The organism is Deltaproteobacteria bacterium (assembly GCA_026712905.1).
Lineage (GTDB): Bacteria > Desulfobacterota > Binatia > UBA9968 > JAJDTQ01 > JAJDTQ01.
In genome coordinates, this window is sequence record JAPOPM010000228.1 from 1 (window position 1) to 23,361 (window position 23,361).

Consider the following 23,361-nt stretch of genomic DNA (forward strand, 5'->3'; position numbering starts at 1 on the left):
CCACATGGCCGTTTCCGGCGTCGCCGTGCAGATCCTTGCAGCCCTCCTGGCGATGCAGCACCTTCCCCGACAGGTCGACGATTTCGGCGCCGATGGGGAGACGGTAGTCCTTGGGGTTGGCGGCAAAGTCCGGGTGCGGGATGGTGACTGCGAACAGGTCATGTGCCAATGGCACCGCCCCGCCGTGGTGGGGACCCGCGTTGAGCTTGGGTGGTTTGTAGTTGGCTCGCTTCTTCCCAAGTTCGTCCTCGTTGAGCAGCACCACGTCGCCGGTTCCGTCGTAGAATATGGCGGACCACTTGCCACTGACATACAAGTGCACCGGGCGTTCGCCGGTCAGGTCCACATCGATTCGCTTGACCGGTCCGGTCACCTGGTCGAGATGGTCGCCATGGCGTTCCCGGTAGATACCACCGTCGAAGACGTGCACGGTGTTGGCGTCGCTGGAGACCGCGAGGGCATAGCGCCCGCTCTTGGTGGCGTAGATGCGGCCGGCCGGGGACCCCATGTCAAAGGCGTCCTGCTTCACATCGCCCTTTTTCAGGTCGATGATCGACAACATGCCGGTCTCGCCGTCGCCCACCAGCAGGCGGCCCGCGACGGAAGTCGGGCTCGCGGTGGCCGCGTGGACGGCGAACAACAGAGCCACCGAGGCAGCCAGGATTGCGAGTAGCTTCAGCTTCTTGATTCTCATTGGGACATGCATTCCTTTCACGCAAGTAACTTTAGTAATGATATTTACTTATCATTATATGATGGTTGTCAAACCCGCCCTGCCGGTCAGTTCACGTTGCTTTGCAGCGCCTTTCCGAAGCCGCGGGCGTTGAACTGCAGGAGCTTCTCGTAGCTGTCTCGCGCGGCATCGCCGGGATCGCCCAGCGGATCCACCACTACGGTCCGGCCACCGAACTCCTTGCTAATGGTCTGGGCCACGCGGGGACTCAGTTGCGGCTCCACCAGCATGGCCCCGAGCCCCTCGGCGCGGGCGTCGCGCACGAGCTTGGCCACTTCCTTGGGCGTGGGTTCCTCGCCGGCGAATTCCTGGACCACCGCCACCTCCTCCAACCCGTAGCGCTCGGCAAAGTAGACCCAGGCGTCGTGGAAGGCGATGTACTTGCGCACCTTCGCCTTGGCCAGCTCCGACCGGACCCGCTGGTCCAAGGCGGTCAGCCTCCGTTGGAAGTCCTGGCGGCGCTTCTCGTAGTAGTCCTTGCCGGCCGGGTCCGCTGCGATCAACCGTTGCGTCACCGCCGGAACCACGGCGTCCCTGACGCGGATCGGGTCCAGCCAGAAGTGCGGATCGAAATCCCCGTGTTCCTCGCCGCTCTCTTTGGCGACCTTCTCTTCACCATGGCCGTGATGCTCATCCTTCCTGGCGGCCTTCTCTTCACCATGGCCGTGATGTTCATCCTTCATGGCCGCCTTCTCTTCGCCGTGGTGATGGTGGTGTTCTGCTGCTTCCAAGAGGTTCAGGTTCGGCGTGTCTATCAGCGCCACGACCTCGATTCCCTTGGGGGCCGCCGCCAGCAACTTCTCCGAAAAGGCATCCAACCCGCCGCCGATGCTGACGAAGTACCGCGCCCGGACGAGTTTTCGGATGTCGCTGGGCACGGGCTCGAACATATGGGGGCTTGCCCCAGGCGGCACCAACGCGGCCACGTTGACTCGCGCCCCGCCCAACTCCTCGACGATATACGCCGCCGGAATCACGGTCGTGACGACGTTGACCGACTGCGCCCAGGCAAAGGTTGAAAGCACACTGATCCAAAAGCCGGCCGCGATGGCAAGAAACAGGCTCCCCGGTCTCTTCATTGCAAGTTCCTCCTGATCTCAAAAAGGTAATGAGAAACTATTATCAAGATTGAGAGTCTTGTCAACCGCGGCATTCGTCGAAATGCTCGGTGACAGTGTAGCGCGCGGACCAGCCTGGATCGGTGCCGGACCAGAGCGGAATCCGGCCAATTCTGTTCGAGAAGGCGGATGCGCCCGGGCGGTCATCGCCGAAAGCGCGAGGTTTACTGGTACTGGGCGGCGCGCCGCTGCCTGAGAAATTCTCCGGCGGCGATGGGGGGATACCGGGCGGGCCGGCCGGCGTCGCAGCAGGAGTCGAGGCACCGGACCGTGGCCGCGCTGTTGGGGTTGTAGAAGAACACGTTGGAGTACCGGGACTGTTCCGCGTTGGCGCTCGGCAGGGCCACCCGATGCTTCGGCGAACGGTAGATGCCGTTGCTCCAGCGTGACAGGAGGTCCGCCACGTTGACCGTGACGGTGCCAGGCACCACCGGGACCGTCAGCCACCGGCCGTCCACCAGCGCCTCCAGACCTTCCACCTCGTCCTGGAAGACCAGTGTGACGGTGCCGTAGTCGGTGTGCGCTCCGGCGCGCAGTTGTCCGTCTCCAGGCGGGCGCGTCAGCGGCGGGTAGTGGAAGAAACGCGCGGTGCTGGCGTGGGGCGCGTGCTTGTCCTCGAAGAAGTCTTCGGGCGCGCCCAGGGAAAGCGCCATGGCGCGAACCAGTGCCGCGCACGCGTGCGCGGCGGCCTCGTGGAGTTCCAGGACCGTCTCGCGGAAACCGGCCACCGGGATGTGCCAGCGGTCCAGCAGCTTCAGGCTGGCCTGGTTCAGGCTGAAGGATTCCTTGAGGTCTCCCGGCTGTTGGGTATCGAGGTGTTCGACGGCGACGCCGACGTAGCCCGAGATGACGTCCAGGTCGGATCGGCCTATGGCGTCCTTGACCTCCGCGGGCAGGGCGAAGAACTCCTTGGCCTTGGCGGCGACGCGCTGGACCAGCTCGGACGGCAGCGGCAGGTTGGCGACGTTGAGGAAGCCGTACTCGCCGCAGGCCGTGCGGACCTCGTCCGCGACCCGGCGGCGCGCCGCCGCGTCACCCTTCAGGAACGGTCCGAAATCGACTTCCGGGATACCGGCTGACATGGGGCCCTCGCCAATAAGAGTTACTCAATAACATCAAATGGTTCTGGCGTTTTTCCCAAGGTCCGACCCCACCGTGCGGGGCGCCGGGGTATCCGCCGGTCAAGCGTCCGTGGGGTCCGTCAAACGGGTGGCACCCGCCTCGGTGACCAACTGCTCCAGCCGGTCATACGGCTCCGCGCCGACGATGGCCAAGCCCTCCGAGAGATAGGTGGGCACCGCGCGCACGCCCAGGGAATGGCAGCGCTGCCAGTCGTCGTTGACTTCCTGCTCAAAGGCGCGGTCGGACAAGATCCGGCGCGCTCCCTCCACCGGCAATCCCGCCTCTTCCGCCAGTCCGAGCAGGACCTCCGGCTCCCCGATGTTCGCCGCGTCGACGAAGTAGGCGCGGAACACAGCGTCGTTGAAGGCGTCTTCCCGCTCCTCGCGTTTGGCCCATTTCGCCACTTCCTGGGCCAGCCGGCTGTTGTAGCTGAACTTCCGTTCCGTGAACGGCAGGCCCTCGCGCGCGAGCATGGTATCCACCCGGCTGGGCCCGCTCATGTTGCGCGGCTTGCCCTCGGTCGGGGTTTCGGGATGGAGCGGGAACTGGGTGTAGACGACGTTGAGATCGTAATTGTGCCTGAGTTTCTCAATACGCCCGGTACTGAGATAGCACCACGGTCAGACGAAGTCGGAGAAGACCTCCAGGGTCACTCGATCAGCCATCGGCATCTCCCTTCCCGCGCTCCGCGGGGTTTTCGCGCGCACCCAAAAAGAGCGCCATGGTATCAGATCGGGGCTTGCCGTGCGACCGGATCACGCGTCGAATACAGGATCATTCACCGTTTGCCGAACGCCTCCCATCAGCGCTTACTCCGCGGTCAAGTTGAGGCTGCCGGCCTCACCTGGTTGTCGATCTCCGCGCCGCGGTCCCGTTCGACCAGCGCGATGTCGTACTGGCTCTGGAGTGCGAGCCAGAAACCGGGGCGATTGCCGAAGTAGCGTCCCAGCCGCACCGCCGTTTCCGCGGTGATCGAGCGCCGTCCGTTCAGGATGTCGGTGACACGGCCGGAGGGGACACCGAGGGCCAGGGCCAACCGGTTGGCGCTCAGTCCGCGGGCCTCGATCTCACGTTTCAGCAGTCTTCCCGGATGGACGACAGGGGGCATGGCATCATCCTTTGTGATAGTCGACGATCTCCACGTTGAAGGCATCGCCCTTGCGAAACTCGAAGCAGATTCGCCAAGGCCCGTTTACGGTCATGGCCCACTGCGCCTTGCGCTCGCCCTTGAGCTTGTGGAGTCCGACGCTCTTGAGCGGGCTCAGGTCCCGAAGCGTGTCGGCCGCGTTGAGTGCGAGCAAAAGGTCCGCGGCCATGTCCGTGTCCAGACTACCGAAGGCCTTGGGTCGTTCGCCGTCCCAGACCCTGCGGGTCGCGGCGTTACACCAAGACCGGATCATGGCAAAAACGTAGTACGCTGCCCGGTGAATTGCAAGAGCATCCTACGGGTGTTTCACTGAGCGCGCGGCAAGGCTCGGGAAAGGATTGAGTTGTGAAGACCGAAGGCAACGCCGAGACCGTTTCAGAGGAGCCGCTCTCTCATCGGATCGCCACGTTCCTCCAGCGGGTCCGAAACCGCGGCGTGTCCCGGCGTGTCCGGGAGACGGCCAAAGAGCACCTTCTCGACGGTTTCGCGAACATGCTCGGCGGCGCGCCGGAAGCGGCGAGCCGCCGGGTCCGCGCACATGTGCGCGCCATGGGCGGCCGGGGGGAGGCGGCCATCATCGGCACGGCGCTGAAGGTGCCATGCCAGTCGGCGGCCTTGGCCAACGGAGTGCAGGGGCACGTGCTCGACTACGACGACGCCCAGCGCACCACCGCGCCGGGCCGGCCCTTGGGCCAGCAGACCCATCCCACCACACCGGTCCTGGCGGCGGCGCTTGCGCTGGCGCAGAAGATCCGCGCCGGCGGCGCCGATCTGCTCGCCGCCTACGCGGCGGGCCTTGAGGTGGCCTGCCGTTTGGGCGACGCCATCGCGCCGGATCACTACATGGACGGGTTCCATCCCACCGGCACCCTGGGCACGTTCGGAGCGGCGGCGGCGTGCAGCTTGCTCCTTGGGCTCGACCGCGAACGCACCGTGTGGGCGCTGGGCATCGCCGGCACCCTGAGCTCCGGGCTCCGCGTTCACCGGGGCACCATGGCCAAGGCGCTCAACGCCGGCCGGGCCGCGGAGAACGGGGTCGTGGCCGCGACCCTGGCGGCCAAGGGTTTCACCGCCTCCGCCGGCGTCTTCGAGGATCCCATGGGCTTCTTCAGCGCGGCCTGCCGGAACCGCTACGACCGGGACCTGCTTCGTTTCGGCGGCCCGTGGTTCCTGCGCGAGCCGGGCATCGCCATCAAGCGCTACCCCTGTGCGGGCGTGATGCATCCGGCACTGGACGCCCTGTTTGCGCTGCTTCGGCGCTACCCGGTGAAACCGGAAGAGGTCAGCCGCGTGCGCATTCACCTCTCGCCCGAAGCGGCGCTACCGCTCGTTTACGACCGCCCCGAGCTCGGCCTCCAGGGCAAGTTCAGCCTCCCTTTCACGTTCGCGGCGGCATTGATCGACCGCTGCGTGACGCTGGGCCAGTACACGGACGCTCGGGTGCGGGACTCCCGGATTCAGGCGCTGATGCCCAGGGTGGAACTGGTGCGTGACAAGGGTTTGGAATCGCCGGACGGCCAAGATGCCGCGGCCCGGTTGGAACTGGTTTTAGCCGACGGCCTTCGGTACTATGAAGCCGCGTCGACAGGGCCGGCGAAGCGGCCGGGCCGCCCGGCGCTGGAGGAGAAGTTGCACGAATGCGCCGCCTACGCGGGCATGCGAAAGGAACGAAGCCTGTGCAAGTTCCAGGAAGAACTCTGGTCCCTGGAGAGCGTCGTTTCCCTGGGGCCGTGGTTGCGGCGCCTGCGTCCGTGAGTCCGTGGCTTTCGCGGTCGGACAACCCTCCCCTGCACCAAGGTCACCAACGCAACTGCAAGACAGGAAGACCATGAACGGACGGACATGAACGAGATACGATTCATCGACACCACCCTCAGGGACGGGCATTTGAGTCTGTGGGCGTTGCGCATGCGCATCGGCCACATGTTGCGTGCCGCCCGGCAGATGGACCGCTGCGGCTTCGAGTCCATGGAGTTCTTCGGCTTCGCCAGCATCATCAAGCAGGTGCGCGAGCTCAAGGAGAACCCCTGGGACTGGGTCCGGTTGGGGGTCAAGGAATTCTCCAGGACCCGGTTGCGTTACCATGGCGGCCTCGGTTCCGGGTTCGAGCCCATTCCCGCGTGCGTGATCCGGCTCGTGCTGGAACGAGTCATCGCCCACGGCATCACCCTCACGCGCTCGTCCAACCCGTGGAACGACTACACCGTGCTTGCCAAGGAGATCGAGACCCTGGGGAAGATGGGCATGGAGGTGGTGGCCAACGTCATTTACTCGGTCTCGCCCAAGCACACCAACGAATACTACGAGAGCAAGGTGCGGGAGCTTGCGGCGCTGCGGCCGTACCGGATCTGCTTCAAGGACGTCGGCGGGCTGCTGACGCCGGACCGCACCCGCGAGATGCTCCAGTTGGTCATGGCCAACGTCGGCGACATCCCGCTCGAATTCCACGCCCACTGCAACAACGGCCTTGCGCCGCTGAACTACGTCGAAGCCCTGAAGCTGGGGGTCAAGACGCTGCACACGTCCATACCGCCCCTGTCCAACGGCTCCGCCCAACCCTCCATCTTCAACGTCGCGGCCAACGCCCAGGCCATGGGGTTGACGCCGCGGGTGGACCTGGAGGCAATCAAGCCCGTGGAGGAACACTTCACCCGCGTGGCCCGGCAGGAGAACTTTCCCTTCGGCTCGCCGCGCGAGTACGACCACGCCCAGTACCTCCATCAGGTGCCCGGCGGCATGATCTCCAACTTGCGCTACCAGCTCGGCACCGTGGGCATGGGCGACCGGCTGGAAGAGACCCTGGAGGAGGCCGGGCGGGTGCGCGAGGAGTACGGCTACCCCATCATGGTGACGCCCCTGGCCCAGTTCGTCGGCACACAGGCGGCGGTCAACGTCATGGTGGGCGAGCGCTACAAGGAGGTCACCGACCAGAGCATTCAGTACGCGTTGGGGTATTGGGGAGAGGAGGGCGCGCGCCTCATGGACCCGGAGGTGAAGGACAGGATTCTGAGCCGCCCGCGGGCGCGGGAATGGAGGTCCTGGGTCCGGCCCGAGCCCACGCTGGACGAGGTCCGGAAGAAATTCGGCGGCGCCGGCGTCTCGGATGAGGAAATGGTCCTCCGGGTCATCGTCGGCACGGAATCCGTCAAGGCCATGCTGGATGCCGGCGCGCCCAGGGAATTCCTCGACGCCGGCCGGCCGGTGTCCGCGTTGATGAAACAACTCGCCGGCGCCCGTGAACTGAGGCAGGTCCACGTTCGCCAGGGCGGTCTGTCGATGCATCTGGGGCAGCGGGAAGCCTGAGCGCCGCCGCGTCACCGGCATCCCGAGTAGGAGCACTCGTGAAGTTCAACGACCGCACCCTGTTCACCCTCGGCGTCTTCGTCGTCGTGCTCGGCTTTCTCATCCTGGCCCTGGACTACCAGCCGCGCGCCCGCCTGGTGCCGCTCATCATCGCCGTCCCGACGCTGCTGCTGACCCTGTTCCAGTTCCTGATCGACGCCATCCCGGCCGTCGGCCGGCGCTTCAGCTTCTTCCAGGAATACGACCTCTTCGGCATCGATGCCGGCCGCGCCGCCGAACCCTCCGAGGAAACCCGTCCCCCCGGCAACGTCTTCCGCCGCGAGCTCAGCTTCGCCTCCTGGCTCCTGCTCCTCGTGGCGCTGATCTACTTCATCGGCTACCTCGCCGCCATCCCCCTTTTCATGATCCTGTTCATGCGCCTGCGCTCCTCCGAGCGCTGGCTCATCACCCTCTCCATCACCGCCGTGACGTGGGCGTTCGTCTACTTCGTCTTCATCGTGATAATGGGCGCGCCCCTGCACGAGGGGGTGGTGTGGAAGGCGATGGGACTGTGAGTCGGTCGCGCAACCGTGGTCATGACCGGGGCTGCGGTGCGAGTGGCTCTATCCAACCCCTTTTCTCCAGGACGTCGGCGGCCAAGCGGATCTGACGGGCCGAGAATCGTCGTTTGCGGTCACCCCAGTCATAGACGCGTGAAGTGACCTCGTCGAGGTTTTGGCTCGATTCCTCCGCAATCACCCAATGCACCGTCGCGAGAAGCTCCAGACCGAACGAGGACTCGAAACCTTCGACCAGTTCAACGACCCGGTCGAACCGACGATGGGTCGCAGGGTGCTTCTCCAGGAAAGCGTTGGCGTCGCTGACTGCTCCCGGTACCAGTTCGAGTTGTTTGTCGGGGGCGTCTCCTCCGTCGTGGTAACCAGAGATCAGATAACCTTCGATGTCGCGAAGCACATGCGTCAGGTTCTCCGCGTAAGGGCCATAGGGACCCTTCACCACGCGCAGCTTGTCCAGGATTGGCTCGCCACTTACTTTCATGAAGTACATCAGCTTGTGCACCTCGAGCAACGTGACGAATGGGTCAAGCAGGCCCCTGAGATATCGGTCCATCAGCCCCACAAGGGCGGCGCGTCCAAGTGTCATTTTCGGTGTCGACCGCCGCTTGATGCCTTTGTCTGTCTCGGGGGCACCGCCGGGCTCGAAGACAACGATGTGCAGGTCATAGAGGTCTCCCAGGGCTTTCTCGATCCTTGAACGCACCTCACTCCAATTAAGTCCACCCAGCCCGCTGCCAAGCGGAGGAATGGCAACGGAGTGTATGCCTTTTCCCACGATCGTTTCCTTTAACGCCTTCAGCCCTGCGTCGATGTCCTCTACTCGGCTCTTGCCACGCCAGTGGCGCTTTGTTGGAAAGTTGATGATGTAGCGTGGGTTGGTGAGTTGGCGCGTCTCGAACACGAACATGCGTCCCGGTTCCACCTCTCGTCGCTTGCAGGCATCGGCGTAGGCCCTGAAGTTGTCAGGGAACGCATTCTTGAATTGGAGCGCGATGCCGCGTCCCATCACTCCTACGCAGTTCACCGTGTTGACCAAGGCGTCGGTGTCTTCGGCGAGAATGTTGCCCGTCTTGTATTCGAGCATCGATCCCTCCCGCATGTCAGTAGTACCATCCCGGGATTATCTCAAGGTGTGGTTGGTGTTTCGTGTCGCTTAGGGCTCTTCTCGCTGTTCCATATGTCTCCGGCGACATTACACCAATGCGGCTAACAAGCTCCCACGGGAACGAGCACTCCACGAGGAACTCGGCCTGCTTGCTTTCTTTCACCGTTGAAGGAATCCCCCTACCTGACCAGTGATTGGTCTGGACAGCTTCCCAGTCAATATTGCCTAGCTGTGCCAAGTTGGAGAAATCCTCTGAGTAGGCAGCGGCCGCGTTTGATAGAGTGAAGCTCCATCTACGCTGATGCGCCTCAGCCCAGCGAATAGTCTCGTACAGATCGGCTTCGAGATGCAAGATGGGTCCTTGCCCACCACGATAAGAGAGCTCGTCGTGGTTGGCACAATAAATCACGTAGAGCATGACGGAACGCGGACAGAAGTAGAAGGGCACGCACTCGCCAACGTAAAGACCCGGATGGCTGTTGAGCATGCGTTCTGTCAGTCGCCGTTCCTTGATACTGTTCATTCCAATGGTGGTACCTATGTCGGCGCTGACTCTAGACCGACGAGCTATTTCCGCATCGCACCAGAGGCTGCCGTCAGCCACTATCGAGGGCAATCGGTCCACGTGGACGATATGGTAAATCTTGCGCGGGATGGGCGGTGGCATGATCACGTCTCAAGCGCCGCTGCATGGTAGCCGTCCTTTAGCAAAGTCGAAGCGTCGGCGCACGGTAGTCGAAGGGATCATGTTGCCGTACTTCCCTGCGCATGTAGAGGTCAACGGAGGGCGTTGTTGGATGCTCCAAGTATGCCTCACTATGCAATTCTGTCCGTTCTGGTTCATACGGATGCCGTTCCGGACGTGGATAAACGGCACTTGAAGGTCATGCCTCGACACACGTGATGGGCGCTGGCGTTTCCACGCCAGTGGCGGAAGATTAGCGGTGGCAAGGGCGCCCCTTCAGCGTCCTTGCCACCGGAATGAGTGTCTCGAACTGGTGTGGGCGTCTACGCCGAAATCAGCTTCCAGGTGCCATCGGGCTGGCGGCACGCGGTGCCGAAGGCTTCTTCGGTCTTGCCGCCGATGGTGATGGTCTGGGTGAACTCGCGGCAGTAGGTGCCGTCGTTGCGCTTGAAGGTCTTGCGCGGCGTGATGGTGCCCTGGTTGCCCGAGTCGGGGTTCTTCCAGGTGGTGGTCCGGCCCACGGGAGCCGTCTCCAGCGAACTGTGCGTTGCCCGTTCCAGGGCGAGCTGGTCCGCGCGGTCGAGGGACTTGCCGATTTCGTTACCGATGGCGGCCCCGAGAAGCGTGCCGATTCCCGTGGCTATGAGCTGTCCCTCTCCCTTGCCGAGTTGAGCGCCAGCGATGCCGCCGGCCACCGCGCCCAGCAGCGTGCCCGCGCCTTCCTTCTCACCAGCCCCGCTCAGACAGCCGGACAGGGATACGGCCAATAAACCGACCAGTGCCAGTCTCAGTGCATACATGGCGTCTCCTTGTTAGTGTTCGGACTCGGCTCGCCCCGGTCGCCGAGCTTCAAAGTCCCGAAGCAATCTTCTCCTGATGCCTCGTTGGACCCGTTGTCCATCTACCCACTCATTTTTCCAGAACACGGAACAGAGTCAACCCCAACGGACGCAACCTCCCTTGATCGCGCGAATTACCTGAACGAAAGACGTGCGGTTGTTCGATCTTGAGCCGCTCCCCTGAAGCCGGACACTCAAGTCCTACGAGAACAGATCCAACTGGTCATCCCGCTTCCGCGCACGGGTAATGGAAGGCCGAGAGCGCGTTTGTTCCAGGAGCCGTTCCTCGATGTCGGCGAGGTAGGGAGACGGGGGCATCTCGCGGACCTTGCCGCGCCAGCGCCGCTTGCGGGCGCGGCACAGGAAGAGCCGGGTCTTTGCGCGGGTGACGCCGACGTAGAAAAGGCGGCGCTCCTCGGCGGGGTCTTCGGGCTCGGGTTTGCCCCAGGTCAGGGGGAGCAGGCCGTGCTCGCAACCGACGATGAAGACGACCGGGAATTCCAGGCCCTTGGCGGCGTGGAGGGTGAGCAGCGAGATACGGTCGGCGCGGGGGTCCCAGGTGTCGACCTGAGTGCCGAGGGCCAGTTCGGAAAGGAACCGGTCCAGGTCTTCGCCGCAAGCGTCGGTCAGGGGGCGCAGCAACTCCAGGGCCTCCAGCGTGTCGGCGGCTGGTGGTTGGGCGGCGCGGTGGGCGCGCTCGAGTCGCTCCCGCACGCTGCCCGCGCCGGGAGCGGGGTCGTTCTCCAGTGCTTCCACGAGGGCGGCGACGCCGGGATGCTCCGACAGCGGGTTGTGGGAGCGTTGCTGGAAGGGCATGCCGGAGCGCGCGAGGGCTTCGGTCAGCGCCGCGGCCTGGGCCTCGGTGCGGTAGAGCACGGCGAAGTCCGAGAACGAAAAATCATGGCCTTGGGCCTCGGTGGAGCGGCCGCTGTCGAGGGAGAAGAAGCTGTGGCCGCCCAGGGCCTCCTCCAGGGACTGGACGACGAACTCCGCTTCGGCCTTCTCGCTCGGCGCTTCGTGGAGGGTGACGAGGTTGGGCGCGTCGTCAAGCACGGGGATGGACGGTCCCGCGGAGGAGGTGGAGCCCATCACCTGGGAGGACAGCGTCACGATGTTGCGGTCGGAGCGGTAGTTGCGGTCGAGGCGCACCACTTGGGCGCTCGGGAAGTCCTCGGGAAACCGTGTGAAGAAGCGCACGTCCGCCCCGCGGAAGCCGTAGATGGCTTGGTCGGGGTCGCCGATGGCGCAGAGGTTGCCGTCGGACGGCACCAGTTGCTTGATCAGGCGCGCCTGCTGCTCGTCCACGTCCTGGTACTCGTCGATGCACACCCAGGGATACCGCAGCCGAACCTGGCTACGGACGTCGGGATGGTCTTCCAGGGTGTCGGCGGCGCGGATGATGAGATCGTCGAAGTCGCACCAGTTGCGCGTTTCCATGGCCTGCCGGTACGCCTCCCAGGCCTGCGCGAGCTTGTCGCCGGCGGGCGTCCGTGTCCGTTTGGCGTGGGAGATGGCCGACAGGTGCGTGCGGGCCTGGCGCTCGGAGACGGACAGTGTATCCCGCAGAAGCTGCAGTCGCTCAACCTCGGACGCCACCCGGAAGCCGCGCTGCAGCCCGGCGGCGTTCCAGTGTTCCCGGAGAAGGGCGAGGCCGAGGGAGTGAAACGTGTGGAGGGGTATCGCCGCCCAGGTGTCCGGCAGGAGCACCCGCAGGCGGTTGCGCATCTCGTCGGCCGCTCGGCGCGTGAAGGTCACGGCCAGACAACCTGACGGCGGCACGTCCCGGCTCGCGACGAGATGAGCGAGCCGATGGGTCAGGGTGCGGGTCTTCCCCGAACCGGGGCCGGCGACGATGAGCAGCGGGCCGTCGAGAAGCTCCGCGGCGGCGCGCTGTTCCGCGTCCAGCCCGGCCAGGAGGTCGCGGTTGCCCGGGAAGAGGTTCACCGGGAGCGCCAGTTGGCCCAATGAGGCATTGTTCCCGTGCAGGCCTGGTGGTTGGGACGTCGGTTCGGAACCAGTGGAGAACGGCCGTGGGTCCGGAGATGCCGGGGCGGTCGAGTCGGGTTCCCGTGCCGTCTCGACGGTAGCGGCGGCGTTGTCTTGCGCCGAGCGCGCGGGGCCGCTATCGCCAGCCGGTTGTTTGCTGCCCGCGGTGTTCTGCTCGAACAGCGCCGCCCCGCGGCTGCGTTTCGCCAACTCGACGGCCCGGAACAGGCGGATGGTGCCGTACACGCCGTCGTAGCCGGCATCGCGGATCACCTCGCGCCGGCGCAGGCGCGCCACGGCCTCGGCCACCGGCGATGGAGCCACTGGGCTGATGTCCTCCAGCGGCACGCTGTTCAACAGTTGCAGCTCGGGTCCCAGCCGCGCCAGCAGGCTCTCGTAGTCCATGGCCACGCGCTTGCTCTTGGGGCCGACCTGAAGGATCTCCCCCAGGATCTCCGGCAGCGGGATCAGGCCCTGGGTGTCGCCGGCGGTGGCGGGCGGCGCGGCGTCGACCTCCCGGTCCGCCAGGTCCTCGACCCGGTGCATGACTCCCACGGTGAGGGGCTTGCCGCAGGACGGGCAGCGGCCTTGGTGCCGGCGCGTCTCGTCCGGCTCCAGGCGCACGTTGCAGTTCCTGTGGCCGTCCAGGTGGTACTTGCCCTCCTCGGGGAAGAACTCCAGGGTGCCGCCGTACCCCTCGCCGGTCTCCAGCGCCCGGCGCAGGGCGAAGTAGTCCAGCCCGGTGTCGAACACGCACACCTCCCGTCCGAGTTTCTCGGGGGAGTGGGCGTCGGAGTTGGACATCAGCCGGAAGCGGTCCAGGGATGACACCCGCCAGTTCATGGGCGGATCGGACGAGAGCCCCGTCTCCACCGCGAAGATGTGCGGTGCCAGGTCGCCGTAGCAGTCGTCGACGGCGTCGAAGCCGGACTTGGAGCCCAGGGCGGCGAACCACGGCGTCCACACGTGGGCGGGCACGAGGTACGAACCGGGCCCGGACTCCAGGGTCATCTCCAGCAGATGGCGCGAATCCAGTCCCAGGATCGGCCGTCCGTCCGAGTGGAGGTTGCCGATGCGGGTCAGGGCGGCCACCAGCCGGTCCACGGCGTCGAACTCCGGCGCGTAGACCAGGTGGTGGATCTTCCGGGTCTTGTCGCCCTTTTTGTAGATGGTGGAGATCTCCACCGACAGCATGAAGCGCACCGGGTTGAGGCTGCCGGCGCAGGCCGGTGGAAGCTCCGCCTCCACCGCCCTCTCCAGGTCGGGACGCAGGCGGAACAGCCCGGGCTCCGCCGGCACGAGCTGTTCCTTCAACTCCGCGCGCCACGCCGGATGGGTGAAGTCGCCGGTGCCGACGACGCCGATGCCCTTCTTGCGCGCCCAGATGGCCAGGTGCTTGAGGTCGCAGTTGCGGCTGGTGGCGCGGGAGAAGCGGGAGTGGACGTGCAGGTCGGCGTAGAAGAGCATGAGCCCGGGCGTTCTCGACCGTCCGCTAAGGCGCGTCCGGCAATTGACGCCGTTGCCATGCGCGTTTGAGCGGCGTCACCAGCGGGAGGGCCAGGGCCGCCAGGATGAGCAGGGTCAGCACCAGCGAGATCGGACGGGTGACGAAGATCAGGAAGCCCGTGTCCGAGATGAGCAGCGTCTGGAACAGCGACACCTCGGCGATCTCCCCGAGCACGTAGGCGAGGATGAAGGTGATGAAGGAGTAGTTGTACTTCTTCATGCCGTAGCCGATGAAGCCGAACACGAGCACGGCGAACGCGTCCAGGAGATTGTTGCGCAGCACGAAGGCGCCGACGAAGCTGATGACCAGGACGATGGGGATGATGAGCGTGACCCGGATCCGCGTGATCTTGACGAGCTGGTTGGCGAAGAGGAGCCCCAGGATGGAGGTCCACACGTTGGCGGCGATCAGCGCAAGCACCAGGGTGAAGACGGTGGCCTGGTGCGTGGTCAGCAGTTCCTTGCCCGGGTTCAGTCCGAGCAGCAGCAGCCCCACCAGCAGGATGGCGTGGGGCGCGCTCCCGGGAATGCCGAAGGCCACGGTGGGCAGCAGCGCGCCGCCGTCCTTGGCGTCGTTGGCGGCTTCCGGCGCGAGCACGCCCTCGGGCGCGCCGCGGCCGAAGTTGGCGCGGTTCGGCGAAGTGGCTTGGCCCTGGGCGTACGACAGGAACGCCGCTACGTTGGCCCCCACGCCGGGAATGATCCCGACCACGCAGCCGATGGTGGCGCTCCGGATCAGCAGGAAGAAGTTGGAGAACACGAAGCGGATGCCCTCGAGGACATCCTGCGTCGTGGGGCGCTCCACGTCGCCCTGTTGCACCAGCTCCTCTCCCTTGACCGCCAGGAAGAACATCTCGGAGACGGCGAAGATGCCGATGGCGATGACCCCGGTGTGGACCCCGTCCCACAGGTAGAGCAGGTCGAAGGTGAAGCGCATGTCGCCCGTGATGGGAGAGTACCCGATGAAGGCCACCAGGAATCCCAGCCCCGCGGAGATGAGCCCCTTGATCGGTTCGCTCTGGGTCAGTGACGCGATCAGGCTGATTCCCAGCAGGGCCATGAGAAAGAACTCCGGCGGGCCGAAGGAAAACACGACGGAGCGCACCACCGGCAGCAGCAGCAGGAAGATCAGGTAGCCGAACACCGAGCCCAGGGCGGACGCCGTCGCGGAGATGGCCAGGGCGTAGCCGGCGCGGCCCTGCCGGGCCAGCGGGTGCCCGTCGAAGACCGTGGCGATGTTGGCGACGGTGCCGGGGACGTTGAGCAGGATGGCGGAGATGGAGCCGCCGAAGGTGATGCCGCCGATGGACGCGGCGAAGACCATCATGGCCAGCTTCGTCTCCATCGCCATGATGATGGGCAGCGACAGCGTCAGGATGACGATGCCGCCGAGACCGGGCAGGGCGCCGAAGAGCATGCTCACCGTGACGCCGAGGAGCACCACCAGGACGTTGGGAAACCCGAAAACGTTAACCAGCGCTTCGCCGATGGCCTCAATCACGGAGCAACTCTTTCAGCGCGTCGGCCGCGACGTGCGTGAACGCGCGGCTTGGCGTGGTGCGCCACACGGGTGGGCACGCCACCAGGACCGGCCCGGATGCTCGGAAAGGACAATCCGCCGATCATCCGGGCCGGACGGTGTGGCAGGAGGCTTCAAGCCTGTTTCGAGCCTACTTCTTCTGCTGCGCCTTGTAGAGGGCGATCAGGTTCGCGTAGTCCTTGATCAGGTTGTTCACGAGACCGGCCGTTTCTTCCCCGGTGGCGGGGGAGTGGATGACCTGGGCTTTGCTCTCGAGCTCGGCCTTGGACTCCATGATGACCTGGTGCACGGCGTTGCGCAGCACGTCCGCGACGGCCTGCGGCACGTTAGGCGGCGCGGCCACGAGGATGTACAGGATGCCGCCGGCCATGAGGTCCTTGCGTCCGAGGGCTTCGGCCGAAGGCACGTCCGGGAAGAACGGATCCTTGTCCTTCTCCGAGGAGAGCTGCACGAGGCCCCGGACCTCGCCGGACTTGATGAAGGTGATCACGCCGCCGGTGGTCTTGATGGTCGTGTCCACGTCGCCGCGCGCCACCGCCACTACCAGCGAGCGGCCGCTCTTGTACCCGGTGACGTCCTTCACCTGGATGCCGGTCTTGTCGATGAGGTTGGCCAGCACGAAGGACCCGGCCGACGCCGCGCCCGCCGAGGCGAACTTCAAGGGCCGCTTCTTTCCTTCCGCGATAAGGTCGTCGAGCGACTTGATGGGGGAGTCCCCTTTAACGAACAGGAAACGCGGAGCGGTGGTGATCTTCGCCAGGTAGGTGAACTTGGAGAGGTCGAAGCCCACGTCCCGTGTCGCCGATTGCGCCAGTCCGCCCGCCGGCAGCATGCTGCCGATGACGCTCCCGTCCGCCGGCGAGCCGAAGAGCCGCTTCGTCCCCACCGTCCCGCCTGCCCCCGGCAGGCTCACCACCTTGACTTCCTTGACGCCGTTGCCCGCGAGCTTCGCCTGCAGCTTTGGCGCCAGCAGCAGCGCCGACGTCCCGGTGCCGCCCCCCAGTCCGAAGGGAACGATCCACGTGATCTTGCCCGGCAGGTTCTGAGCCCCGGCGGTCGTGCCGATCAACAGGCATAGAAGCATCGCCGCCATGCTCGCGCCGGCCATTGCAAACGACTTCCGCAAACTCGTTCTTCTCCGCATGGTTTACCTCCCTGGCAAACTTGCCAAAACCGAGTTACGCACCTTCGCGCATCGAGCGTGTGTCACAGACCCACTCGCACCCGCCGGGGTTATCACAGGAGCCCCGTTCTTTGCAATTTCCTTTCGGCCTGCCGGGCACAACCCCTACCTCAGCCCCGAACAATCGAGCTGGATGTCCCAGAGGGGCCTCTCGTCGTCCCGTGTGGGGCAGAAGACGTCCACCTGGAGCAGCGTGGCGCATCCGGGGCAGACGTAGCCCAGCAACACGCCGCGGTAGGGCTCGCCGGAGGGAACGCGCGCGCCGGCCAGTTCCTCGAGGTCCATGGTGATCTCGACGGCGCCGGTCTTGTAGTTCTCCCCGCCGGCGCAGAACACGTGCGCGCACTTGCGGCATCGCACCACCAGCCGGCCGCCGGCCCGCGCGAGATCGAGGTACTCGTGGACATGGAGGAGGACCGCGCCGTCGCCCTCGTCGTCGTCCTGACCGAGCCCGGAATCCGCTGCCGGCCCGGTATCGCCGCCGTCACCGGCTCCGCCGTTGGCCGCGGCGCTGGATGTCTCCGCCAGACGCCGAGCCCGAAGCTCCTTGCGCCGCTCCTCGGTGGCGGCGGCGTCCGCACTGCCGTCGCCGTCGATCCGGACCCCGTAGATCCGGTCGGCGACCTCGAGACTCGTGCGGCCCGTCCGGACGTCCTGCTCCACCTGAGCGGGGTCTCGCTCCAGCGGGTCGCCGAAGCCGCCGCCGCTCTGGGTCACGTCCGTGATGAAGGTCATCTCGGGGATGGCTACGCGCGGACGGAAGCCCTCGGGCAGGTCGAGCCGGCACCAGTCGAGGTCCCGCAGCTCGTCCGCGCCGGTGGGATAGGCGCCCTCGCGCAGGCGCCGCAGCAGGTCGTCGGTGCGGTAGAGTGCGCGGTTGCCGCCGAAGCCCGCGGGAAAGCCGCCGAACAGGCCGAAGCCGTTGGGCACCGCGCCGTAGGGACGGTAGTTGGCCGTCACGTCGGTGGAGCCGTAGACGAACAGCAGCCGCTCGCTGCCGTAGCCGCCGCGCTGCTTGCCGAAGCCCGAGCCGTCCTTCACGTGCCTTCGCGCCAAGTAGATGAACGGGTACTGCATCTCGATGCGCTCGATGTCGGAGATGCCGCCGGAGGGAATGTTCATGTGGCCGCCGGTGTTCACGCCGTCCCGGTCGGGCCGGGCGCCGAGGCCGCCGCCGTGCACGTCGTAGAGCCCCTGGGCGTTGGCCAGCCCTTCGCGGTTGTGGCCGCCGTACATGAACCCCGGGCCGCCGGAGTACCAGGCTCCGAACCAGCCGGCGTTGACGTCCTCTCGCCGTTCGGCGGCGTAGAGCATCTTGGCCAGGCACTCGCTCACCGCGGCCACGAACATGCCGCCGATCATGGGCGCCAGCCCGCAGGCCGCCGGGAAGGTGCAGTTCAGCACGGAGCCCTCGGGCACCGTCATGCGGATGGGCGCCAGCTTGCCGTCGTTCCACGGGATGTCCCAGAAGAGCTGGTTGGTGAGCGCGATGTTGAGGTGCGCCACCGTGCTCGGAAGGGTCGAGTTGGTGTCGCCCGAGGTCTGCGGGCTGGTGCCGTCGAGGTCGATGTCCAGCGTGTCGCCCTTCTTGGTGACGGCGCAGATGACGGCGATGATGTCGGCGTCGGTCTGGTCGGCTTCGCGCGCGGAGTAATAGACCCGGGAGCGCCACACTCCGTCGGGCAGGGAGCGCAGTTTGGCGCGGGCCATCTCCTCGGCGTCCGCCAGGGTCTTCTCGCCCGCTGCCTCGATGAACTCCAGGCCGAACTTGTCCACCAGGCTCAGGTAGCGCGAGGCGCACACGTTGTTGCCGGCAATCATGGCCTTGATGTCCAGCCCCACGTACTGGGGATCGCGGCACTGCTCGGTCAGCGTGCGGAACACGTCCTCGCGGAACTCGCCCCGCTCCACCACCTTGACTCCGAGGATGCGGATGCCCTCGTGGAAGATTTCCAGGGCCGCGCCCCGCAGCACCCCGCCGGTGTCGGCGGTGTGGGTGCTGGTGGCGATCCAGGCGATCAGGCGCCCGTCCAAAAAGATGGGTTTGATCACCATCATGTCGTAGGTGTGGGACCCGGCCACGTAAGGATCGTTGAAGAAGAGCTGGTCGCCGTCGTGGAAACCCGGCGACTCGCCGTACCAGTCGATGAGGTACTTGATGGCGTCCGAGGTGGCGGCGGCGAACCGCAGATGGCCGGAGCAGGCCAGCACCATCTTGCCCTCGGCGTCGTAGAACGAACTCATGACCTCGCCGCCCTGGGCCACGATGGGCGAGGCGGTGACGCGCTGGAGGGTGGAGCGCCCCTCCTCGCCCACCGCCCACAGGCGATGGAGAAACATCTCGTAGCGGATCGGATCGACGTCCATGATGCACCTCGCCGGAAATTCGTCAGATGGTCTCGGCGACGTAGTAGTCGCCGACGCTGGGCTGGGTCTGCCAGGGATCGATGGTCTGCCTGAACTTCACGTGGGGCGGCGTGCCGCGCCAGCGCTCGTGGTGCTCGCGTGTCTCCCAGTGGAGCAGGACCATGACCCTGGAAGGCTCGTCGTCGCTGCACATGATGTATCCGCCATGGCATCCGGCTTCCTTGCTGGACTGGATGGCTTCCTTGTAGGCCTTCACGTATTCGCTGCGCTTGTCGGGATCCACCGTCTGCACCCTCACTTCGTAGATCATGGTGTCGCCTCCTTCGATGTGTGTTGCCGCGACTCGGCCCGGCGGGGTTCCGGACGCGGCACGGCGCGTTGACTTTCGGACGCGGTGCAATGATATAAGGACGCGGACCGTTTGTCTTGGGGAAAGGAACCGTTTTCATGCGCATCGTCGATCTCAGCATGACCGTGGAGGAATGCGATTCGGCTCCGTTCGCGCCGGACGAGACCTACTTCAAGATCAAACCCATCATCGACTGGGAGGACAAGGGGTTCGTCTCCAATCTCGTGGAGCTCACCGTTCACGCGGGCACTCACATCGACTCCCCGCACCACTTCTTCCGCGACAAGCCGTCGGTGGAGCAGCTTCCGCTGGAGCCGTTGATCGGCACGGCGGTGGTGCTGGACCTGTCGTTCCGCTGTCAGCCCGGCGCGCGCATCACGCCGGAGGACATGGAGCGGGCCGAGGCGGCGCTGGCGGAGCAGGGAGTGAAGATCGAGCCCGGCGGCATCCTGCTGCTGCGCACCGACTGGCCCAAGGGGCACCGGACCACCGATCCGTCCTGGTGGAACGACTCGCCCTTCCTCTCCCGCGAGGCGGCCCAGTGGGTGGTGGACAAGCAGCCCGCGGTCATCGGCTACGACTTCGCCCAGGAGGAGAAGGGCGCCGACTACCAGCAGGCCGACGAGATCCTGGGCAGCGGCATGACCGTGCACCGCACGATTCTTCCAAAGGTCACCTGCCAGATCGAGAACCTCATCAACCTGGACCAGATCGGCCCCACCGCTCGGATCATTGCGCTCCCGGTCAAGTGGAAGACCGAATCCGCTCCGGCGCGGGTGGTGGCGCTGTTGGACTGATGGCGACGACGCGCACGCGCATGGTTTCCTGGAAGCTGCCCGCGCACCGCCGGGCCGCGAAAGGGAAGGACGGGCGCCGGGACTGCGCTCCGTCCGGCGGTTCATACAGATTCCCCGGTTCGCGATGAGGGCCGTCCGGGTGCACGAGCTGGGCGGTCCGGAGGTGCTCCGCTACGAGGAGGTGGAGACGCCGGAGCCCGGGCCGGGCGAGGCGCTGGTGAAGGTCGCGGCCGCCGGCGTCAACTACCTGGACATCTACTACCGCTCCGGTTTCCACTGGGGCGGCCATCACGGCCGCGCGCTGCCTTACATCCCCGGAGCCGAGGGCGCCGGCGCCGTGGTCGCCGTCGGCCCGGAGGTCTCCGAAGTCCGGGTCGGCGACCGGGTCGCCTACGGCATCTCCAACGGCCACGGCTCCTACGCCGAGCTGGCCTCGGTGCCGGAACGCCACCTGGTGCGGGTACCCGAGACCGTGGGTCTGCAATCGGCGGCCGCGGCCATGCTCCAGGGCATGACCGCCCACTACCTCATCCACGACACTTATCCGGTGGATGCCGGGAACACGGTGCTCGTCCACGCCGCCGCCGGCGGCACCGGGCTGCTGCTGGTGCAGATGGCGAAGATGCGCGGCGCGCGGGTGTTCGGCACCGTGTCGACGCTGGAAAAGGCACGCATCGCCGAGGAAGCGGGCGCCGACGCGGTCATCGACTACACCCGTGAGGACTTCGCCGCCGAGGCGCGCCGGCTCACCGATGGACGCGGTGTCCACGTCGTCTACGATTCGGTTGGAAAGAGCACCTTCGAGAAGAGCCTCGACGCTCTTGCGCCGCGCGGCTGCATGGTGATCTACGGCCAGTCCAGCGGCGCCGTGCCGCCCTTCGACACCGCCGTGCTCAACGCGAAGGGGTCCCTCTCCCTCAGCCGCCCGAGCCTCACCCATCACACCACCGACCGCGCCGAGATCCTCGCCCGCGGCGGAGACGTGCTTCGATGGATCGAGTCCGGAAAACTCTCCGTACGCATCGGCCGCACTCTCTCGCTGACCCAAGCCGCCGAGGCCCATCGCCTGTTGGCGTCCCGAAAGACCACCGGCAAGATCCTGCTGACTCCGTAAGCCCTTGGGCTAAGGAACGGTACGAGAGTGCCGATTCATGACCATGAGGGCAGTGCCATCCGTCGTGCTCGGATTCTGTCCCACATCGAGGTTGTGTTTTTGAATAAGCGAACTACAATGGCTGGAGTTGGCCGGGACGGAGCCATGACCGTGATTGTTCTAGAAGTCTACGAGGCGCTGATTGAAGCGGGAGCCTCCAAGGAGAAGGCCAAGGCGGCAGCGGCGGCGATCCCCCACGCGGAGCGCCTGGCTACCAAAGAGGACATCTCCGGTTTGGAGCAAAGTGTTGCCAGGCTTGAGCATGGCGCCAAGTCGGACATCGCCAACTTGGAGTTGTCTACCAAGGAAGAGTTCGCCAGGCAGGAGTCGTCTACCAAGGAAGAGTTCGCCAAGCAGGAGTTGTCTACCAAGGAAGAGTTCGCCAGGCTGGAGTTGTCTACCAAGAAAGAGTTCGCCAGGCTGGAGAAGACCACGAGGGAAGACATCGCCAGGCTCGACAAGAATGTTGCCGTGCTCAAGCTGGCAGTCTTCACTTTCGAACCGGCCATTATCGCGTTGCTGGTGAAGCTGCTTTTCTTCCCGTAGGGGCGTTGGCCACGCGTGGTGCGACATCTCACGGCGGGCGCTCCGTGGGTCGCGTTTACGAGTGAAGGTCTTGCGAGAACCATTCGGTGGGCAGGTCCCTGCCGAGGCTGCGTTCCCTGGCCAACTCGTAGATTCGCGCTCCGGCGGCGGCGAACTGAAGGCCGAGCCCGACGTAGTTGAGCATACAGGTCACCTCCGCCTCGCCTTCCCTGCCCGCGACTTTTCCCGCCATGACCTCTCCCAACTCCGGCTTGCGGCTCCAGTCGGCTTCGGTGCCGCTTAGCTCCTCGCGACGGTAGTCCCCCTCGCCAGCCTCCGGAATTCGCTCTTCCTCCCCTGGCAGCGTCACCAGCCGGGCCGCTTCCCGGCTCGAAACCACCAGCCGGTCACAACGCAGCAGCGCGTCCAGAGCCATCTCGCTTGAGCGGACGGTGGCGATGTGCATGCCCTCGTGAATCCAGTCCTCCGGAAAGAACGGCACCAGCGCGTTGGTGGTCATGAGGACGATGTCGGCGCCGTGGGCCGCGTGCTCGGGAACGTCCACGGCCCGCACGTCGGCCTCCACTCGGCCGTCCATTTCACGGGCGAAGGCTCTGCGGTGCTGCTCGGTGGGGCTGTAGACCCGCACTTCCCGGATGGGCATGGCCGCGCACATGGCCAGCAGGCCGGACCGGGCCTGCCAACCGGAGCCGTAGATCCCCAGCACCGACGATTCCGGCCGCGCCATGTACTTGGCCGACAAGGCGTTGGTGACACCCACGCGGATGGCCTGGACCAAGCCGTCGGGGAAGATGGCCAGCAGCTCGCCGGTGGCTGTGCTGAAGAGCAATACCAGGCCCACGTACTTGTTGCCCATGGCCAGCGGCACCTTGACCCGGCGCCGCTGGCCGTCCACTTCCGGCCAGGTCACGATATCGGAGGTCAGCCGCGCCGCGGTCACGCCGAACCGCGGCATGGAGCCGCCGGCGGCCTTGAGGCCGTGGTAGCTGTCCTCCAGGGGACCGGGCACCAGCAGGTCCTGGCGCGGCAGATTCGCGGCGGCGCCGTTGCCCAGGTCGATGAAGGCGGGCTCCATCACCCTGAAGCATTCCTCCAGGGTGAAGCAGCTCTCGATCTCCTCGTTGGTAAGGATCAGCGTCATGGTGCGGGCTGCCGGCCGTCGATTGGATGATGCCTCTCCATGTCACTAGTGTAGTGTCTCACAAATAGCTTTACAACAATACGGACATCGTATAAGATCGGGGTCATGTGGAAAACTGCCTCACGATTGCCGATTACCGCAGCTCAGGAGGAGACGTTGCGAAGCTGGCTGCGAGCTCACAATA

Annotated in this window: 21 protein-coding genes; 6 read left to right on the top strand and 15 right to left on the bottom strand. The window is 65.6% G+C overall.

Annotated features, from left to right (window positions below):
• The 6 genes from OXF11_19385 to OXF11_19410 all read right to left on the bottom strand — a co-directional run.
• Positions 1–694: hypothetical protein (locus OXF11_19385; GenBank protein MCY4489261.1), on the bottom strand; the 694-nt coding region annotated here is incomplete at its 3' end.
• 86 nt (positions 695–780) lie between these two features.
• Positions 781–1,812, bottom strand: coding sequence for a metal ABC transporter substrate-binding protein (locus tag OXF11_19390; GenBank protein ID MCY4489262.1), 1,032 nt, complete (start codon positions 1,810–1,812; stop codon positions 781–783).
• 203 nt (positions 1,813–2,015) lie between these two features.
• Positions 2,016–2,933 carry an isopenicillin N synthase family oxygenase gene (locus tag OXF11_19395; protein MCY4489263.1) on the bottom strand — a complete coding sequence of 306 codons (918 nt, stop codon included), beginning with the start codon at positions 2,931–2,933 and terminating at the stop codon, positions 2,016–2,018.
• Positions 2,934–3,032: 99 nt separating this feature from the next.
• Positions 3,033–3,638 carry a DsbA family oxidoreductase gene (locus OXF11_19400; GenBank protein MCY4489264.1) on the bottom strand — a complete coding sequence of 202 codons (606 nt, stop codon included), beginning with the start codon at positions 3,636–3,638 and terminating at the stop codon, positions 3,033–3,035.
• A 155-nt stretch (positions 3,639–3,793) separates the two neighbouring features.
• Positions 3,794–4,081 (bottom strand): HigA family addiction module antitoxin, encoded by a 288-nt coding sequence (locus OXF11_19405; protein MCY4489265.1) that lies wholly within the window; start codon positions 4,079–4,081, stop codon positions 3,794–3,796.
• A gap of 4 nt (positions 4,082–4,085) precedes the next feature.
• On the bottom strand, positions 4,086–4,289 hold the full coding sequence (locus OXF11_19410) for a type II toxin-antitoxin system RelE/ParE family toxin (protein MCY4489266.1): 204 nt from the start codon (positions 4,287–4,289) through the stop codon (positions 4,086–4,088).
• A 176-nt stretch (positions 4,290–4,465) separates the two neighbouring features.
• Between OXF11_19410 and OXF11_19415 the strand changes: the two genes are divergently transcribed.
• The 3 genes from OXF11_19415 to OXF11_19425 all read left to right on the top strand — a co-directional run bounded on the left by OXF11_19415 (position 4,466) and on the right by OXF11_19425 (position 7,977).
• The gene (locus OXF11_19415) at positions 4,466–5,875 is read left to right on the top strand and encodes an MmgE/PrpD family protein (protein MCY4489267.1); all 1,410 of its coding nucleotides are present in this window, start codon (positions 4,466–4,468) and stop codon (positions 5,873–5,875) included.
• 87 nt (positions 5,876–5,962) lie between these two features.
• Positions 5,963–7,423, top strand: a complete 1,461-nt coding sequence (locus OXF11_19420) for a biotin carboxyl carrier protein (GenBank protein ID MCY4489268.1) — start codon at positions 5,963–5,965, stop codon at positions 7,421–7,423.
• Positions 7,424–7,461: 38 nt separating this feature from the next.
• Positions 7,462–7,977 carry a tripartite tricarboxylate transporter TctB family protein gene (locus OXF11_19425; protein MCY4489269.1) on the top strand — a complete coding sequence of 172 codons (516 nt, stop codon included), beginning with the start codon at positions 7,462–7,464 and terminating at the stop codon, positions 7,975–7,977.
• Positions 7,978–7,996: 19 nt separating this feature from the next.
• Here the strand turns inward: OXF11_19425 and OXF11_19430 are convergent, their stop codons facing one another.
• From OXF11_19430 to OXF11_19465, 8 genes are all read right to left on the bottom strand, one after another.
• Positions 7,997–9,064, bottom strand: a complete 1,068-nt coding sequence (locus OXF11_19430) for a macro domain-containing protein (protein ID MCY4489270.1) — start codon at positions 9,062–9,064, stop codon at positions 7,997–7,999.
• Between the two features lie 16 nt (positions 9,065–9,080).
• Positions 9,081–9,752 (bottom strand): DUF4433 domain-containing protein, encoded by a 672-nt coding sequence (locus OXF11_19435; protein ID MCY4489271.1) that lies wholly within the window; start codon positions 9,750–9,752, stop codon positions 9,081–9,083.
• 341 nt (positions 9,753–10,093) lie between these two features.
• A complete protein-coding gene (locus tag OXF11_19440) occupies positions 10,094–10,570 on the bottom strand; it encodes an RT0821/Lpp0805 family surface protein (protein ID MCY4489272.1) in 477 nt (158 codons plus the stop codon).
• Between the two features lie 240 nt (positions 10,571–10,810).
• Positions 10,811–14,062, bottom strand: coding sequence for a UvrD-helicase domain-containing protein (locus OXF11_19445; protein ID MCY4489273.1), 3,252 nt, complete (start codon positions 14,060–14,062; stop codon positions 10,811–10,813).
• A 25-nt stretch (positions 14,063–14,087) separates the two neighbouring features.
• Complete coding sequence (locus OXF11_19450) at positions 14,088–15,602, bottom strand: tripartite tricarboxylate transporter permease (protein MCY4489274.1); 1,515 nt, start codon at positions 15,600–15,602, stop codon at positions 14,088–14,090.
• 169 nt (positions 15,603–15,771) lie between these two features.
• Positions 15,772–16,785: a tripartite tricarboxylate transporter substrate-binding protein gene (locus OXF11_19455; protein ID MCY4489275.1), complete on the bottom strand. Its 1,014-nt coding sequence runs from the start codon at positions 16,783–16,785 to the stop codon at positions 15,772–15,774.
• A gap of 144 nt (positions 16,786–16,929) precedes the next feature.
• The gene (locus tag OXF11_19460) at positions 16,930–19,191 is read right to left on the bottom strand and encodes a hydantoinase B/oxoprolinase family protein (GenBank protein MCY4489276.1); all 2,262 of its coding nucleotides are present in this window, start codon (positions 19,189–19,191) and stop codon (positions 16,930–16,932) included.
• Between the two features lie 22 nt (positions 19,192–19,213).
• The gene (locus OXF11_19465; GenBank protein ID MCY4489277.1) at positions 19,214–19,501 is read right to left on the bottom strand and encodes an antibiotic biosynthesis monooxygenase; all 288 of its coding nucleotides are present in this window, start codon (positions 19,499–19,501) and stop codon (positions 19,214–19,216) included.
• A 137-nt stretch (positions 19,502–19,638) separates the two neighbouring features.
• On the opposite strand from OXF11_19465, the gene OXF11_19470 reads away from it, so the two are divergent.
• The 3 genes from OXF11_19470 (at position 19,639) to OXF11_19480 (ending at position 22,036) form a co-directional block, all read left to right on the top strand.
• Complete coding sequence (locus tag OXF11_19470; protein ID MCY4489278.1) at positions 19,639–20,337, top strand: cyclase family protein; 699 nt, start codon at positions 19,639–19,641, stop codon at positions 20,335–20,337.
• A gap of 124 nt (positions 20,338–20,461) precedes the next feature.
• Positions 20,462–21,451, top strand: a complete 990-nt coding sequence (locus tag OXF11_19475) for a quinone oxidoreductase (protein ID MCY4489279.1) — start codon at positions 20,462–20,464, stop codon at positions 21,449–21,451.
• A 144-nt stretch (positions 21,452–21,595) separates the two neighbouring features.
• Positions 21,596–22,036 carry a hypothetical protein gene (locus tag OXF11_19480; protein MCY4489280.1) on the top strand — a complete coding sequence of 147 codons (441 nt, stop codon included), beginning with the start codon at positions 21,596–21,598 and terminating at the stop codon, positions 22,034–22,036.
• A 55-nt stretch (positions 22,037–22,091) separates the two neighbouring features.
• On the opposite strand, the gene OXF11_19485 is transcribed toward OXF11_19480, so the two are convergent.
• Complete coding sequence (locus tag OXF11_19485; protein MCY4489281.1) at positions 22,092–23,177, bottom strand: ornithine cyclodeaminase family protein; 1,086 nt, start codon at positions 23,175–23,177, stop codon at positions 22,092–22,094.
• Positions 23,178–23,361 lie beyond the last annotated feature (184 nt).